This window comes from Lacticaseibacillus absianus (genome assembly GCF_013407595.1).
GTDB classification, from domain to species: Bacteria; Bacillota; Bacilli; order Lactobacillales; family Lactobacillaceae; genus Lacticaseibacillus; species Lacticaseibacillus absianus.
This window is the reverse complement of record NZ_JABEKX010000002.1, coordinates 1,029,975-1,046,219: the sequence shown is the minus strand read 5'-3', so window position 1 is coordinate 1,046,219 and position 16,245 is coordinate 1,029,975. Positions and strand designations below refer to the sequence as shown.

The window sequence follows — 16,245 nt, the reverse complement described above, 5'->3', positions numbered from 1 at the left end:
AAAATTCCGGTAAGAAACTGGAGAATTCACCAGTTCTTACCGGAACTAATCTTAGATTGTTTGGTGTTCGGGGGTCTGGGTGCGGCGACCGCAAAATGAGATTGTGGTGGGGACTGCAACGTGATACGATGAGCACATTATGAATGAAGGGACTGAGGAAGGTATGGTACAAATCGCCTTGCTGACTGACACAATTGCTACACGGGAGGCATGTGCCCGGTAGCGTGACACGCGAAAGGACATTTTTGAATTGAATACAGAACAGATCGTTGCTGCAATGGGGATCGACGCCACCGACGAGATCCAACCGATCCAGACCGCTTACCGTCAGCGCCTCGTTGCGCATTGGCAGATCCAACCGGGAATGAAGATCCTGGAGGTCGGCTGCGGGCAGGGCGACATGACCGCCGCCTTGGCGGCGGCCGTCGGGGCGACTGGGTTGGTCGATGCCTATGATATCGCCAGCCCGGATTACGGCGCGCCGTTGACGCTCGGGCAGGCCCAGGCGCGCTTAGCGGCCGGCCCGCTGGGCGCGCAGGTGCAGGCGCACTTGGCGACGGATGTCACGCAGTGCACGTTCGCGCCGCGTCAGTTCGATGCGCTGGTGATCACGCATGCGGCCTGGTACTTCCCGGATGCTGCGGCCTTCATCGCCTTGCTGACAGCGCTGGCGCCGGCAGTGGACCGAATCCTGATCGCCGAGTGGTCACTGGTGCTCTCAGACGCGCAGCAGGCCGGGCACCTGCTAGCCGCGCTGATCCAGTCGGAGTATGCGGTCAAGCACCCGGACCCGCAGGCGAACATCCGGACGTTGATCACGCCGGCGCAGCTGCGCCCGGCGCTCGAGGCACTCGGATTCACGGTGACGGCCGCGACGGTCGCCACGACGGTCGCCACGACGGACATGCAGGACGGCGGCTGGGAGATCGGCATGACGCTGTATGACACCGCGGCGAAGATCGCGGCGGATCAGACGCTCGGTGCGGCCGAGCGTCTGCGGTACGATGCGCTGCTGGCCACACTGACCGCGTCTAAGGCGCAGCACAAGGCGCTGGACGCCTTTGCGCTGGACGCCACACGGCGCTAGTGGCCCGCCTGCGAAAGCTCGCATGATGGCTGGCACCGTCACGCGGGTTTAGCCCAACGATAAGCACGGCCTCGTGCAGACCCCGAATTCAGGGGTTGCACGGGGCCGTTTGCGTTGCCCGTTGGAACGCAGTGCGTGAGGGGGAGACCTGCGTTAGACTAGGCGGCGCTTCAGGGCGCGGCCGATTCTGCACGCGTCGGGATGCATTCTGGGGGTTCTTGAGGGGCGCGCTTGTTCCGCCGTGTGCGGGTCCCGAAGCCGACTGTGAGCTGCGAGTGACCGATCAAAATAATTGGTCAAAATTGACTAGTTGTCATAATGAATTGCGTTTTGTTGCAAAAATTATCGTTTTCACTGAATATTTTGATTGAAAACAGCGTACAAAACTGCTAATTTAAGGTGGACGATTGGTGGGCACTAATCTAGCCTACCGTGTGTGTTTGGGGGAACACTCATGGCAACAATGACCTTTTTTGGGCAGGCTGTTTTTAATGTGGCAGCCACGCGCCCAGCGCTAGTGGGCTATGAACTACTCGCGCGAACGAAGTATCACAACCAATGGATCGTGCCGGAGAATGTGGGCGAAACGGCACCGGACCAGCTGGAAGCGCTGATCCCGCGCGCGTTGCGGGCGCTACCGCCGACGTTGCAGGGGGTCTCTTTCAACTTATCTCCGCGGCAATTCGTGCGGCCAGCGTTTTGGGCGACCGTGGCGCGGCTGCGCGCACAGAGCCAGGTCCCGCTGACGGTCGAGCTGACCGAGGCCCGCGATCCGTTCGTGCCGACACGGGCGCTGATCGAGGCCGCCAAGCAGTATGCCGCGTTGAAGATCCCGTTGTGGATCGACGATGTGGGCTGCGGGCAGAATCTACCTGGCGTCGTCGAAGGGCTGACGCCGTATGCGTTGGGCTACAAGTTTGCGCGCCAGGACTTGCGTGATCTCATCAGCCCGGCCGACCTCGCCGACCGGCAGGCGTTTTGGGCCGCCAAGGCGCAGGCGGCGGGGCGTGCATTCGTGATCGAAGGCGTCGAGACTGAAGCGGAGTTCACCGCGGTCAGCGCCCAGTATCCGACCGCCTTGATGCAGGGGTGCTACCTCGCCGCACCGGCGCGGCTCCAGGCTGGCCGCGTTGCGCGCGTGGTCGCCCCTTGACGTGGTGATGGCCATCGGCTACACTAGCCTCAATCAGTTGAATCAATTTGCTCAATCATCGTTTCGATGATACGACCCGTCCGCATAACCAAGTTGCGTCCGGGTCATTTTTTGTCTAGGAGGGCTCACAATGCTGCGCTACTTTGGTCAACCCAAGTTTCTGAACGTTGCCTCGCCCGAGCTGATCGGCTATGAGCTGCTGCTGCGCGAGTACCGCCAGACGCGGTGGCAGCTCCCCGCGGACTTCACGGGGCTGTCTTCAGCGACGCTGGCGCGGCTGCTGGATCAGACGCTGGCAGCGCTGCCGGCAGGCGTGGCGTTGGTCTCGGTGAACCTCAGCCAGCGTCAGTTCACCGACCGCATCTTCTTGCGGGCGCTGACGCTAGTGCGGACGCGGTGTTCGGTCGAGCTGTATGTCGAGCTGACGGAGCGCGACGAGCAGGTCGCACCGAGCACCCTTGTGCAAGCAGCCGCCGCCTTTGCGGCGGCTGGGGTGGCGGTCGTGGTGGACGACGTCGGGTGTGGGGCCAATCAGCTCGCGTTGGTCACGGCGCTGGACCCGTCTGTCAGTGAGTACAAGTTCGCCTTACAAAACGTCCGCGATGTCATGGCGCCACCGGCGATTGCGCCGCTCCTGGCGAGTTGGCGCCAGCGTGCGACCGCAGCCGGCAAACTCTTTGCGGTCGAAGGGGTGGAAAGCGCCGCCGACCTCACGTTCGTGCAGCGCTTCGCCCCCGACGTGCTGCAGGGCTACTACTTCGGGCGGCCGCGGTTGATGGCGATCGCCCCGTGAGCCCAAACAAATCGCCCCACCGACGCAAGGCGATACCTTGTGTCAGTGGGGCGATCCGGTTGCTTTGTGGGGTCAGATACTGCAGCTCTCGCAGGCGTTGGCCCCGATCTCATCCGCGTCGTCGGTGAATGTGCGGATGTAGTAGATCGACTTGATCCCCTTAGCGTGCGCGTAATTACGGAGGATGTTCAGGTCGCGGGTGGTCATCTTGTCGGTGCGGCCGGCCTTCCACGGGTAGATGCCCGCAGGGATGGTGGACCGCATGAACAGCGTCATCGACATGCCTTGGTCGACGTGACGTTGCGCGGCGGCGTAGACGTCGATCACTTTGCACATGTTAGTGTCATAGGCGCTCTTGTAGTAGGGCAGGGTGTCGTTGGCGAGGCCACTGGCGGGGTAGTAGATCGTTCCGATCGTTTTTTCCTGCCGGTCTTCGATGCGGTTGACGATCGGGTGCAGCGACGAGCTGGTGTCGTTGATGTAGGAGATCGAGCCGTTCGGCGCCACGGCGAGGCGGTTCTGGTGGTAGAGCCCGTCTTGCATCACCGCATCGCGCAACGCGCGCCAGTCCGCCTGCGTCGGCAGGTGGATCCCCGCGAACTGGGTGGCGACACGTGGGTCCTTGATCCCCCAGTCCTCGTCGATGTACTGATCGAAATACGACCCATCGGCGTACTTGGAGGCTTCAAAGTTGTGGAACACCTGACCGCGCTCGCGGGCGATCTTGTTGGACGCAAGCAGGGTGTAGTAGTTCAGCAGCAGGAAGTACTGGTTGGTGAAGGCCAGCGATTCGGGGGAGCCGTAGTGCATGTGGTGCTTGGCAAAATAGGTGTGCAGGCCCATCGCCCCGAGACCGATGCTGTGGGCGAGGTCGTTGCCGTTTTGGACGGACGGCACGACGTCGATCTCCGAGTGGTCGGTGACATAGGTCAACGCGCGCACCATCGCCTCGACAGACCGCCCGAAGTCCGGGCTCTGCATCAGGTTCGGGATGTTCGTGCTCCCGAGGTTGCAGGAGACATCGGTGCCCAGCACGTCATACTCCTGGCGGTTGTTCAGCGTGCTCGGGGTCTGGACCTGCATGATCTCGGAGCACAGGTTGGACATGATGATCTTACCGGCGACTGGCGAGGCCGCGTTCGCCGTGTCCACGTTCAGGATGTAAGGATAGCCGGATTCCTGCTGAAGCTTGGAGATCTCCGTCTCCAAGTCGCGGGCACGGATCTTGGTCTTGGTGATCGCCGGGTTGGCGACCAGGTTGTCGTACTCCTTCGTGATGTCGATGTAGGAGAAGGGCTGGCCGTATTCGCGCTCGACGGAGTAAGGGGAGAACAAGTACATCTCCGCGTCTTGCTGCACCAGGTCGTAAAACTTGTCCGGCACGATCACGCCGAGGCTGAGGGTCTTGACGCGGTACTTTTCGTCGGCATTTTCTTTTTTAGCCCCAAGAAACGCGATGATGTCAGGGTGGAACACGTTCAAGTAGACGACCCCGGCGCCTTGACGTTGGCCGAGCTGATTCGAGTAGGAGAAGCTGTCTTCGAGGAGCTTCATCACCGGCAGGACCCCGGAGGCCGCGCCTTGGATCCCCTTGATCGGCGCCCCGCCTTCGCGCAGGTTGGACAAGGTGATCCCGACCCCACCGCCGATGCGCGAGAGCTCCAGTGCGGAGTTGACGGCGCGCCCGATCGCGTTCATGTCATCGGTCACTTGAAGGAGAAAACACGAGACGAGCTCACCGCGTCGGGCGCGCCCGGCGTTCAGGAAGCTTGGCGTTGCGGGCTGGTAGCGCTGGTGGATCATCTCGTCGGCCAGGGTCGTTGCCAGTTGTTCGTCCCCATCGGCAAAAAACAGGGCGTTGGCGAAGACGCGGTCCGCGAAGTCTTCAAGGTACTGCTCGTTGTCGTCGGTCTTCAGGGCGTACTGCGCGTAGAACTTGTAGGCCGCCATGAAGGACTGGAACTGGAACCCGGCGGCGTGCACGTCTGCATAGAGCTGCTGCTTGAAGGCATCGCTGTACTTGGCTAGGAAGTCCGCTTCATAGTAGTCATTGGCGACTAGGTAGTCTAACCGCGCGCGCAGTGAATCGAACCGCCGCGTGTTGGGTTCGACGTTCTCTTTGAAGAAGGCGGCCAGCGCCTGCTTGTCTTTGTCTAGTGGGATCTGCCCGTTGACGGGGATGTTGATCTCGTTGTTCAACTTGAAATAGGTCACTGATGCCGGATCGATACTCTTAAGGCCCATGGCGTTCTCTACTCCTTCGGGTACTGTGATGGGGCGCACCACCGCATGTGGGCGAAATGGCTTGCCGATGTCCGTATAATACTGTATATTGTGGTTGCGGTCAATTAGTTGACTACATATTGGGAATTTCACAAGTTGCCAAACTTCTAATCTACCATAACGGCGCGCACTTGAACAGCGCGGAAAAGGGGAAATCATGACTTTCAACGAGAATTACAACGCCGTCAACTGGGATCGCGTGTCTGATGACGTCGATAAGGCGACCTGGGAGAAGCTGACTGAACAGTTCTGGCTCGACACCCGTGTGCCAGTCTCGAACGACATGGACGACTGGCGCGAGCTCGACAGCACCCACCAGTGGGTCGTCGGCCACGTCTTCGGCGGGCTGACCCTGCTGGACACAGTGCAGAGCCAAGACGGGATGCGCGCGCTGACACAAGGCGCGATCACGCCGCACGAAAAGGCGGTGTTGAACAACATCCAGTTCATGGAATCCGTTCACGCGAAGTCCTACTCGACGATCTTCTCCACCCTGAACACGCAAAGCGAGATCGATGAGATCTTCCAGTGGTCCGACTCCGAAGAGTTCTTGCAGAACAAGGCTAAGTGGATCGTCGATCTCTACCGCAACGACCCAGACCCGCTGCACAAGAAGGTCGCGAATGTCTTCTTGGAGACCTGTCTGTTTTACTCCGGGTTCTATACCCCGCTGTACTACCTGGGCAACAACAAGCTCAACAACGTCGCCGAGATCATCAAGCTGATCCTGCGCGACGAGTCCGTTCACGGGACCTACATCGGCTACAAGTACCAGATCGGCTACAACCAGCTCTCAGACGCCGAGAAGCAGGCGCAAGACGACTGGGCCTACGACCTGCTCTACAAGCTGTACGAGAACGAGACCAAGTACGCCGGCCTCTGCTACGATCAGGTGGGCTGGACGGACGAGGTGATGACCTTCGTCGAGTACAATGCGAACAAGGCCTTGATGAACCTGGGCAAGGGCGGGCTGTTCCCGACCACGGCCAGTGACGTCAACCCGATCATCATGAACGGGATCAACACCACCACCTCGAACCACGACTTCTTCTCCCAAGTCGGCAACGGCTACCTGCTGGGCCAAGTCGAGGCGATGTCGGATGACGACTACAACATCGACGTGATCACCGATCCGGAAGCGGGTGACCGATGATGCTCAAGCTGTTTTATGTCTCGATCTCTGGGAACACCCGCGCGTTCGTGCAGCGGCTGACGCGCTATGCAGATAAGGCGCACGCCGCCGACGCGCACTGCCCGCGCATCGAGGCCGTGGAATTCACGCCGAGCTTCGACGCCCGCTTTCTCGATCAGCCGTTCTTCGCGATGGTGCCGACCTACCTGGATGGCGGTGACGGCATCAACAGCGGCTACCGCGAGGTGATGACGCTGGACTTTCGTGACGAGCTCGATGAAGCCGACCCCGAGAACTTGCTGGGGATCATCGGCAGCGGGAACCGCAATTTCAACGCGCAGTTCGGCCTGACCGCCAAACACTACGCGCGTCGCTTCAACTCCCCGGTGATCGGGCTGTACGAGCTGCGTGGCAACGACGAGGAAGCGGACCGGATCTACACGAGCATGTGCAACTACCAGGCGGACTTCGATCGCCGGGGCGTCAAGCGCGCCTTGGTCAAGTAGGCGTCAATACTGGTCGATCCAGGCCGGGCATCCCGGCCCGAGTGTAACCGCTTGCCAAAAAACCAACGGCGTGCTACAGTAACGTCGAGCTCGAGTCTAAGGTGATGTCGGACAGCTGCCGGCACCGGTGACCTTCAGGCTTGGTGAAATCATCCAAGGCTTTCGCCTAGTAACCCCCACAGAGCATATGCAGTGAAGCGTCGCGTACTGACGGACGCAAAGGCCAGTGGTATGTGGATGAATCGATCGTGCGAACCGTCGGGTTGCCCCTGCTCCGGCAGGCATCTAATCAAGTCCGGCCGGTGTGCTGACACACCGGCCACGCAAGGCCCACGCGGCGTCAAGCCGCCGCGGTCCTGCGGCTCCGCCTGGCAACGGCGGGTCACGTCAGCCAAAGGCGCGCTGGGGGCTTCCCTGGGGCGGCTTTGGTGTGTCTGGGCGCGCCAAAAACGACAGGTTGGTGTCCCGATCCGCCGAAGCGCTGCGCGGGTGCAACCGGCAACGCGCGGGTCAACGTGTTGCCTTGTCTGGGGGCGCCGCCGATCGGTCGCCGGCCCCTAGTGAGGGTGCGGTTGCGTGGCTGGGGGCTGATCGGGCCGGGTGGCCAACACAAAACGGCCGCCTGTCGCTGACAGGCGGCCGTCCAGATGTGTGGGGATTGGCGTGGATCTAGATCGCTTAGGCCCAGTCGCCGTTGCGGAAGATCGGGACGATACGGCCGTCTGCCGTGACCCCGTCGACGTCCATCTGGGCGGAGCCCATCATGAAGTCAACGTGGGTGTCCGCGTCATTCAGGCCGGCGGCGGTCAGTTCTTCAGTCGTCATTTCGGTGCCGCCAACGAGGCAGAACGGATAGGCTTGACCGAGCGCCATGTGGTCGGAGGCGTTCTCGTCGTACAGGGTGCTGAAGAAGATCAGACCGGACTGACTGATCGGGGAGGGGTCCGGCACCAGGGAGACTTCGCCCAGGCTCCGCGCCCCTCGGATGCTCAGCAGGTGCTGGAGTGTCGCGTCGCCTTGATCGGCATGGGCATCAACGACTTGACCCGCCTTGAAGGTGAAGTGCATGCCGTCCAGGATATTGCCAGCATAGGAGAGCGGCTTGGTCGACGCGACCGTGCCATCGATGCGGCGGTTATCCGGTACGGTGAAGACTTCTTCGGTCGGCATGTTCGGGATGAAGCGGTCGCCTTGCGGGTTTTCCCCGCCGGCCGCGGTCCAGATGTGGCCCTTAGGGAGGCCGACGGTCAGGTCGGTGCCTGGGGCCGTGTAGTGCAGGCGATCGAGGGCCAGTTCGTTGAGCCAAGCGGCCTTCGCGTTGAGCTTGTCGATGTGAGCGACCCACGCCGCGGTCGGGTCTGGCTGGTCGATGCGGACGGTCTTGAAGATCGCGTCCCAGAGCTGAGCGGTCGCCGCTTCAGCGCTCGGGGCGTCCGGGAACACCTTTTGCGCCCACTTCGGGCTGGCGGCGCCGATGATCGTCCAGCTGATGCGGTTGGCCGAGATCGCTTCGGATAGCTTGGCGTAGGCCTGCTGGAACCCGGCCTGAAACCCTGCCACGCGTGCGCTCGGCACGCCGGCGAGGTTATCTGGGTCGGCGGAGTGCACGGTGATGCGCTTGGCGTTGTGGCTCAGCCAGTAGTCCATCATCGCCTGGGTTTGGGGCGGCTGGTTGAACAGGCGGTCTTCTTGCATGTGCAGCATGTCTTGGCGGCGGGTGAAGTCGTCTTGCCACCACAGGGCGACCTCGGCAGCACCGCGGGCGTACGCGGCTTCCGTGATCAGGTGGGCGAGTTCGACTTGGTCGGTGCCGATTTGCAGGTAGACGGTGTCCCCTGGGTGCACCCCGGCGCCGAGGTCGACGGTCAGCTCGGCATACTTGCGCAGGTTCTCAGCGAATTGTGTGTTTGTCATCGGGTTCCCTCACTTTACTTTAATCCCTTCATTGTACCAAAAACCGACAGACGGGGGAACATAACGTCCCTCGAGCGGCCTAGCGCCACACGGATCAGGAGCCCGATGTTATTTCACCGGGAGCGTAAGCCGATGGCTATCGTGGCATGATTTTTTTAATGATAATGTTTGCGTTTGCGTGTGCCTCTGGTAAAATAACGATAACAGTAGTTGCGCCATTCGATTGCTGGCCGGCTTCGTGGGAGTGGAGCTGGAAGAATAGGGGGAATATCACGTGGCACGCAAAAAAACGATCACACATGATCAGATCTTAGCCGCGGCCTACGAATTGGTGGTCGAAGAGGGCTTCAAGCACTTCACCGCCCGTAATATCGCCAAGCGCATGGGGTGCTCGACGCAGCCGATCTACTTGGAGTTCGCCAACATGGCCGAACTCAAGCAGTCGGTGATGACGCAGATCAAGCACACGCTGGCCGAGAAGATGGCCCGACGCTTCACGACCGACCCGATCGTTGATCTGGGTCTGGCGTACATCAATTTTGCTTTGGACAACCGCGCCTTGTACCGCGCCGTCTTTGTCGAGGATCACTTCGGGGTGACCGAGATGCGCGACTTCGCGCTGACGACGGCAGTCAAGCGCCTGAATACTTACGCGCCGGCGCGCGCGCTGACACCGGCGCAGCAGGCGAACACGATCTCCGGCCTGTGGATCGTCGCGACCGGGGTGGCCAACCTGATGGCCCCTGGGTTCATCGACATCACGCGCGAGCAGATGATCGACATCCTCAAGGCGGTGATCCAAGACTTCATCGTCAACGGCCGCTTCTCGGAAAACCCGAAGGCCGTCGAGTTGGCGGCTGGGATCGAAAACACCGCCAGCTGAGGCGACTAGGAAGCGTAGAACGATCGGGCAGCCTCTCATACGGGAGGCTGCTTTGTCGTTGCGGGGCTAAGTCTGCAGCAGGCTTGCAACGTGCCGCGTGATGCGGTAGCGTGGGACCAGAGGTGAGAAGATGCAAGACAACATGTTAGATGAACTGTTTGCGCTACGCCACACGATCGCGGTCGGTAGCCAGCGTGAGCTTCACGACTTGGGCCAGCAGCTGCGCGCACGTGTGCCGATCGACAGCCTGCGCTTGCGCCCGGTGCGGCAGCGCGACCCGGTCGCCTTCATTCAGGCGATCGAGGCGAACCTGATCCAGACGCTGCTGCCGGCCCGGCACGCCAAAATGCTCGCCAGCCCGGCCGCGTTTTTCCGTGGGACCGCTGAGCTGATGGCGTATGATCTCAGCCATGGGGCTCAGTCCGGGATCCGCGTGCTAGGCGACGGCGATGCGCACTTGCAGAACTTCGGCTTCTATGCGTCGCCGGAGCGGAACCTCTTGTTCGACTTGAACGATTTCGATGAGGCAGCGCCCAACGCGTTCGAGTTCGATGTCAAGCGACTCGTGACCAGTGTCTACTTGCTGGGCGCGCAGGATCGCTTCGATGAGGCAGCATTGGATGACCTCGCGCGCCACGTGGTGCGGACTTACCGCAAGACCGTCAAGCATGCCTTCAAGCAGGGGGCCCTGACGCGGTTCTATGCGTCCAGTGCGGTCTCGGCGCTGGCGGCCGCCTTGCCCGACGAGATCGACCTCGAGTTTCTCACCCGCATCCGCGAGCGCGCCGCGGCGCGCGATTCGGAGTCGGTGGTCAAAAAGTACACCGCGACCGTTGCCGGTCAGCTGCGCTTCAAGCCGGCGCCGCCACGGACGGTCACGGTGAGTGGGGACACGCGCGCGGCCTTGCTGGCGGGGTTCAGCGCGTACCAAGACACGGTCCGCGCCGACGTGGGCCTGCTCCTGAGCCAGTACCACGTGACCGATGTGGTCCGCCATTCAGTGGGGATCGGGAGCTTCGGGACGAGCTGCTACTTGATCCTCTTGACCGGAATGGGCGGGAGCCACCTCGTGTTGCAGGTCAAAGAGGCGCTGCCGCGCCGGCGCGAGTTGGCGCCGAACGATCAGACCGTGGACCAGCAGCGTGAGGTCAGCGAGGGCCAGCGGATCATCGCCGCTCAGCAGATCCTCCAAAAAGCATCTGACCCGTTTCTCGGTTGGTTCAATGCGGCGGGCAAGTCGTTTTATGTCCGCCAGTTCCGGGACATGAAGGAGTCGATCGACCCGGCTGCTTTGGATTGGCCGCAGTATGAGGCGTACTGCCACGTTTGCGCCTACCTGCTGGCGCTCGCCCATGCGCAGAGCCCATCGGCGGCCGTGGCGGCTGGGTACATGGACAAGCACTTCGACCTGGCCGTGCAGCGGTGGTGCAAGGATTACCTGCAACAGGTGATCGACGACTACGCGGCCTTCGTGGCGGCAGTCGGCTAGGGCGCACCGGCACGCGACAAAAGCGCGCAGTCCCCGCGATGCAGAACATGCGCCCGTATGGCGTCACGCAACCGTGTGACGCTTTTTTGCGCCGTGGTTCAGGGCGGGGCGCCGGCTCAGTCGCGAGCATCACTGGGGGTCAAGCAGATATTTTGACGGCGGGCGTTGCGCGGGGTAGACTGGCCGCAAGCTTAGGAGGAGGGATGACCATGTTCGATGTGCAATTACAGCAGTTGATCACCAAGCTGCGGCGGCACGTGCAGACGGTGACCGTGCGCGAGCCTGAGTTGATCGGCTTTATCTTCGCGTTGTCGGATCGCTGGCGCGGTGACATTGTCTACGAGGATCATCACGGCGGCTTGGCGACCGCCAAGCTGACGGCGACGGCGTTCAGCATCATGTTGAATCAGCAGCTACAGGCCGGTGATTTCAAGGCGGGCCCGCTACAGTTGGTCCCGAACCAGGCCCCGAACGGCCGCTACTACACGGCGCAGCCTGCTTTAGTGCAAGATTTCCTGCAAGCCGCCGCCCATTATCGCATGGCGATGCGCGATCCGACCCGGCTCCTGTTCAGCTGGCGCGAGCGCGCAGAGCTGTGAGGCCAGGCAGACGAGCGGGGGACCGCTCGTTTTTGGCGTGGCAGGGGCGCAAAAAACCCCGCGTTGCCGCGGGGCGATCATTTACCGATAAACGTGGTAAGTCGGGTTATTCAAATCGTTCCAGTTGAAGCCCATCTGCGTGTTGAGTGCATTCTGCTTCGTGTTGAAGTTATCCAGCGTGGTCGTCGCCAGCCCGAGTTCGGTGCGGGCCAGATCAGAAGTTTTTTGGAGGTCGGCCGTCGTCGGGACTTGATACGCGGCGCTACTAATGTATGCGCCAAGCCCCTGGAGGGTTGACTTGTTGATCGTTTTAGCCGCACCCCGGTAATTTTCAGCGATCGTCACCATTTCGTCGAAGGTGAGGTCGGTACGCATACTGTTTGATAGTGAGGTCATCAGCGACTTATAGTTCGTCAGTGACTTCGCCGACAGGGCATTTTTGACGATTGCGGTGATCACCTCTTGTTGCCGCTGCTGGCGGCCATAGTCACCCTCGGGGTCGGCATGGCGCATGCGTGCGTAGGCTAATGCCTGCTTACCGTTTAGGTGCGCAGGGCCCTTAGTGAACGTTCCGTGTGAGTATGGGTCGCTCCAACTGAACTTGACGTTGACGTCGATGCCGCCGATGCCGTCAACGATTTTCTCCAGCCCGGCCATGTTGACGATCACGTAATAGTTGATCGGCACATTGATCAGGGTTTTGATCGTTGCGACGGTGGCGTCAACGCCGCCGAAGGTGTACGCCGCGTTGATCTTTTGATAACCCGTGTACTGACTGGTTGTCATTTCCGCAAGCGTGTCTCGCGGAATACTGATCATCGTCGTCCGCTTACCTTGCGGGTTGATGGTCACCACGATCATCGTGTCAGAACGCCCAGTATCAGAGCGCCCGAACTCGCCGGTGTCGGTCCCCATCAGCAAGATACTGATGGGTTTTTGATCTGCGAGGTTAACCGTCTTCTTGGTTGTGGCTTTGTTCTTGACGTAGGTCTTGTCGATCGCCACTTTGGTCTGTGAATAGAGGTGGAGCGCATACCCGCCGGCAAGCATGAGGGTGGTGAGCAGTACGAGCGTGACCAACTTAAGCAGTCGGCCTTTGCGTTGTGGCTCACTAGATCGCTGTTTTGTCATAAAAATCCTCCAATTATACGCTGATTGTATTTTACTCGATTGGGCTTATAAAAGCGCGCAAAACTTTTAAAGTAACAATTTTGTTAGAATCGCAAGCGGGCCAGTCACCTGTTTGCGGTGGGATTTCGGCCGCCTGAGTCAATCTGGTATAATTAAGGCAAAAGCGATCGAAGGAGGAGCGACTCATGGCGAAGCCGACCGTTGCGCGCGAAATGAAGAAGCGCCCGAAGACCACGCTGACACCCGCTCAGCGCCGGGCGATCCAGGCGGGGCGGGTGCCGCTGGCGAAACTGGCCCTGCCCTGGCGGCTCAAGCTCAAAGAGATGCTGCGCTTGGCGCAGCGTCGGATCAGCGAGGCCGAGCTGGGGGCTACGGCTGCGTCCCTGGCCTATTACGCGCTGTTGTCTCTGTTCCCCATGTTGATCACCGCCGGGAACCTGCTACCGCTGTTCGGACTCAGCTACAGCGGCGTGTCGACGTACCTCGCGCAAGTGATTCCAGAAGACATCATGACCTTCATCAATCCGGTCATTCAGAATCTGCTGGCATCGACCAGTGGTGGGATCCTGTCGATCGGGGCGATCGCGACGCTGTGGGCCGCCAGTCTGGGCGTCAACGGCTTGAAGAATGGCTTCAACAAGGCGTACGGGGTCACGCCGCCGCGAAACTTCATCCTGCAACGTCTCTTATCGATGCTGGTCTTCTTCACCTTGATCGTTGTGTTGGGGGCGGTGATGATCGCCTTTGCCTTCGGGCGCCAGTTCCTCGAGTGGTTGGTGCCACTGCTGGGGCTGTCCGATGCGTGGCTGACCACCTTCAATACTTGGCGCTGGCCGATCACGCTGGTGGCATTGGTCGCCGTGATCACGTTGATCGACTATATCCTACCGAACGCGCGGATCAAATTTTGGACCATTCTACCTGGGGCCGGGTTCACGATCGCGGCGTGGCTGGCGCTGGCACAGCTGTTTGCGATCTACATGCACTACTTCGGCACGCGCTACAACTCGTACGGCACGATCGGGACGTTCATGGTGTTGCTCCTGTGGCTGAACTTCAGCGCGATGATGTGGCTGATCGGCGCGGTCGTCAACGCGATCGTGGCGGAGTATTACTGTGGCCGACTGCACCATTCACGCGGCAAGCTCCATGATTTCGTCCGGCGTCAGCGCGTCAACCGGCGGCTGGCGCGCCGGGAGGTCGGCGAGTGAGGGCACGATGGCGTCAGATGCAGCGCTGGTTGAGCACACACGGATGGTGGGCGCCGTTGCTCTACCTGTTTTTCGGCGGGCTGACGACAGGACTCAACCTTGTCAGCTTCGCCGGCTTGCGCGCACTCGGCGCCAGTTGGCCGCTTGCCAATTTGTGCGCGTGGGGGGTGGCGGTGTTGGTTGCCTTCGTCACCAACAAGTACTGGGTCTTCCGTTCACGAGGTGGTGGGCGGCGGCAGACGTTCGGTGAACTGGGTGCCTTCGTGGCTGCGCGGGTCGCGTCACTCGGGCTCGACTACGCCTGCATGTGGGGGTTGATCAGTGTGATGGGGCTACGGATCGCTTGGGCGAAGGGGTTCACCCAGATCTTGATCGTGGTTGCGAATTACGGCTTTAGCAAACTCGTGATCTTTCGGACCACCGACCACTGCTCTCGGCCCCACGCAAAAAAGGGGTGAGCCCGCGGCTCACCCCTTAACCATAGCCTGGCATCAGCATCGTTGCTGGCGCCTTTTTTATTTTGCGGTGACGGCGGCCACGAGCTGTTGGCTGAACGCCTCCAGGGCCGTGATATCATCTGCCTCTGGCGCGAGGTCGATCTTGACGCTTGGGGCCCCCTTGGTCGCGCCGGTCGCGGCAAACGCCTGGTCGAAGTCATCGACGCTGGTGCAGAAGTCGTCGTAGAAGCGGTCACCACTGCCGCAGCAACCGTAGACCTTGCCGGTCAGATCCAGGTCCTTGAGCTCCTCGTAAAAATCAACGGCTTCGTCCGGCAACACCCCGTCTCCGACGTCGGAGTAGGTGTAGGTCGCGACGACACAGAGATCGGCGTCTTCAAAGTCGGCAGCAGTTGCCTGTGAGACTTCGGTGGTGGTCACCTCGAAGCCGGCGTTGTCGAGTTCTTCCTCGACGATCCCGGCGATTTCTTCATTGTTGCCAGTCATGCTGGCATAGACGATCTTAGCGATTGGCATCTTGGTTCCTCCTATTGGCGAGCTTGTCGATTAATGGCGTGAGCGCGTAAGTATTTGGGGATTGCAGTGAAAAAGAGTGCGGTGCCGAATGAACAAATGAGTACGAGTAATGAGAAGGCAACGCTGCTGCGGACGTATATGAATGGGGCATACCGTAAATATCGGATGAAAATGCCATGGGCTAAGTACAGGTAGATCGATAACCGGCTGAACTGCGTGAATAGTGGGTTTTTAAGTTGGAATTTGGTCGTGATGACGACTACCATTCCGATGAATGCGACAACGCTCAGTGCGCGAATTAGGTCGGTATGGTGCGAGTAGTCCATTTTGAAGCACAGGCCAAAAATAACCAGTGATGCTGTCAGGATGAGCCAGTAGTGGCGATTCAGCCGATCGAAAACTGATTGTTCGTGTTCAGCAAGTAGGGTGCCGAGCCAAAAGGTGGCGGCCGCATTGTACCACCACTCCCCAAATCCGAGGTGAAATGTACCTGCGATGTAAACAATCGTCAAACCGCCAAGTACAAGGCTTTTCATCGTCGAGGTGAAAACCGGAATCGAGTAGGTGAGCCAAAAGGCCACGTAGAAGTACAAAATGGCAACGATAAACCAACTGTTGTCGACAAAAGGACTCCCTGTCACTAGGCTCAACCCGGCTTGCGTGAGGCTTAAGCCAAGCGTCACACGCTTGATCAAGAAAACGATCAGCATTGCCCAAAAATAGGTTTTAAGAATTGGAAGAATTCGGTGCGGGAAGAATCGCTGCAGGTAAGCCGGGCCCCGGAGCTGAAATTGACGCACCAACCCGTATCCTGAGACGAAAAAGAAAATCGCGACGGCAAATCTGCCCGTGATGGTCAGCTTTGAGAACCATAAGTTGGTTGAAGAGGTATGGAGCGTGGCTTGACTCAGATGGTGAAGCATGATGACCAAGATACTGACACCCTTGAGGCCATCAGTCGAAGACTTATCTAAATGCCCCTGAACAAGATTCTGGGTCGGTCTGACAGATAACAAGATCAGGATCAGTAATCCCCAAAGTAGCAGATCCACGGTGCTTTCCTCCTCGCAGATGGCTTGCTGGTCACATA

The 16,245-nt window shown here is 60.0% G+C and carries 15 protein-coding genes; 10 read left to right on the top strand and 5 right to left on the bottom strand.

Annotated elements, in window-relative coordinates; translation table 11 throughout:
* Positions 1-250: 250 nt before the first annotated feature.
* The 3 genes from HII33_RS10335 to HII33_RS10325 all read left to right on the top strand — a co-directional run bounded on the left by HII33_RS10335 (position 251) and on the right by HII33_RS10325 (position 3,033).
* Positions 251-1,087 (top strand): class I SAM-dependent methyltransferase, encoded by an 837-nt coding sequence (locus tag HII33_RS10335; protein WP_179395708.1) that lies wholly within the window; start codon positions 251-253, stop codon positions 1,085-1,087.
* A 454-nt stretch (positions 1,088-1,541) separates the two neighbouring features.
* Positions 1,542-2,240: an EAL domain-containing protein gene (locus HII33_RS10330; protein WP_179395707.1), complete on the top strand. Its 699-nt coding sequence runs from the start codon at positions 1,542-1,544 to the stop codon at positions 2,238-2,240.
* 130 nt (positions 2,241-2,370) lie between these two features.
* Positions 2,371-3,033: an EAL domain-containing protein gene (locus tag HII33_RS10325; RefSeq protein ID WP_179395706.1), complete on the top strand. Its 663-nt coding sequence runs from the start codon at positions 2,371-2,373 to the stop codon at positions 3,031-3,033.
* A gap of 72 nt (positions 3,034-3,105) precedes the next feature.
* On the opposite strand, the gene nrdE is transcribed toward HII33_RS10325, so the two are convergent.
* Positions 3,106-5,277 carry a class 1b ribonucleoside-diphosphate reductase subunit alpha gene (nrdE, locus tag HII33_RS10320; protein ID WP_179395705.1) on the bottom strand — a complete coding sequence of 724 codons (2,172 nt, stop codon included), beginning with the start codon at positions 5,275-5,277 and terminating at the stop codon, positions 3,106-3,108.
* Positions 5,278-5,473: 196 nt separating this feature from the next.
* On the opposite strand from nrdE, the gene nrdF reads away from it, so the two are divergent.
* Both nrdF and HII33_RS10310 read left to right on the top strand, forming a co-directional pair.
* Positions 5,474-6,469: a class 1b ribonucleoside-diphosphate reductase subunit beta gene (gene nrdF / locus HII33_RS10315; protein ID WP_179395704.1), complete on the top strand. Its 996-nt coding sequence runs from the start codon at positions 5,474-5,476 to the stop codon at positions 6,467-6,469.
* Positions 6,466-6,954 (top strand): class Ib ribonucleoside-diphosphate reductase assembly flavoprotein NrdI, encoded by a 489-nt coding sequence (locus tag HII33_RS10310; protein ID WP_246287369.1) that lies wholly within the window; start codon positions 6,466-6,468, stop codon positions 6,952-6,954. The genes nrdF and HII33_RS10310 overlap by 4 nt, the downstream gene beginning before the upstream one ends.
* Before the next feature lie 678 nt (positions 6,955-7,632).
* On the opposite strand, the gene HII33_RS10305 is transcribed toward HII33_RS10310, so the two are convergent.
* Positions 7,633-8,868 carry an aminopeptidase gene (locus tag HII33_RS10305; protein WP_179395703.1) on the bottom strand — a complete coding sequence of 412 codons (1,236 nt, stop codon included), beginning with the start codon at positions 8,866-8,868 and terminating at the stop codon, positions 7,633-7,635.
* A 274-nt stretch (positions 8,869-9,142) separates the two neighbouring features.
* Here HII33_RS10305 and HII33_RS10300 point away from each other — a divergent pair, with 274 nt between their 5' ends.
* From HII33_RS10300 to HII33_RS10290, 3 genes are all read left to right on the top strand, one after another.
* Complete coding sequence (locus HII33_RS10300) at positions 9,143-9,751, top strand: TetR family transcriptional regulator (protein WP_179395702.1); 609 nt, start codon at positions 9,143-9,145, stop codon at positions 9,749-9,751.
* A gap of 130 nt (positions 9,752-9,881) precedes the next feature.
* The gene (locus HII33_RS10295) at positions 9,882-11,240 is read left to right on the top strand and encodes a DUF2252 domain-containing protein (RefSeq protein ID WP_179395701.1); all 1,359 of its coding nucleotides are present in this window, start codon (positions 9,882-9,884) and stop codon (positions 11,238-11,240) included.
* A gap of 209 nt (positions 11,241-11,449) precedes the next feature.
* Positions 11,450-11,839 carry a hypothetical protein gene (locus HII33_RS10290; RefSeq protein WP_179395700.1) on the top strand — a complete coding sequence of 130 codons (390 nt, stop codon included), beginning with the start codon at positions 11,450-11,452 and terminating at the stop codon, positions 11,837-11,839.
* Positions 11,840-11,920: 81 nt separating this feature from the next.
* Here the strand turns inward: HII33_RS10290 and HII33_RS10285 are convergent, their stop codons facing one another.
* The gene (locus HII33_RS10285; protein WP_179395699.1) at positions 11,921-12,970 is read right to left on the bottom strand and encodes an LCP family protein; all 1,050 of its coding nucleotides are present in this window, start codon (positions 12,968-12,970) and stop codon (positions 11,921-11,923) included.
* 185 nt (positions 12,971-13,155) lie between these two features.
* On the opposite strand from HII33_RS10285, the gene HII33_RS10280 reads away from it, so the two are divergent.
* Together HII33_RS10280 and HII33_RS10275 are read left to right on the top strand one after the other, a co-directional pair.
* Complete coding sequence (locus HII33_RS10280; RefSeq protein ID WP_425483988.1) at positions 13,156-14,181, top strand: YihY/virulence factor BrkB family protein; 1,026 nt, start codon at positions 13,156-13,158, stop codon at positions 14,179-14,181.
* Positions 14,178-14,639, top strand: coding sequence for a GtrA family protein (locus HII33_RS10275; RefSeq protein ID WP_343036856.1), 462 nt, complete (start codon positions 14,178-14,180; stop codon positions 14,637-14,639). Before HII33_RS10280 ends, HII33_RS10275 begins: the two co-directional genes overlap by 4 nt.
* A gap of 57 nt (positions 14,640-14,696) precedes the next feature.
* Here the strand turns inward: HII33_RS10275 and HII33_RS10270 are convergent, their stop codons facing one another.
* Together HII33_RS10270 and HII33_RS10265 are read right to left on the bottom strand one after the other, a co-directional pair.
* Positions 14,697-15,155, bottom strand: a complete 459-nt coding sequence (locus HII33_RS10270) for a flavodoxin (protein ID WP_179395698.1) — start codon at positions 15,153-15,155, stop codon at positions 14,697-14,699.
* A gap of 11 nt (positions 15,156-15,166) precedes the next feature.
* Positions 15,167-16,207 (bottom strand): acyltransferase family protein, encoded by a 1,041-nt coding sequence (locus HII33_RS10265; protein ID WP_179395697.1) that lies wholly within the window; start codon positions 16,205-16,207, stop codon positions 15,167-15,169.
* Between the last annotated feature and the right edge of the window lie 38 nt (positions 16,208-16,245).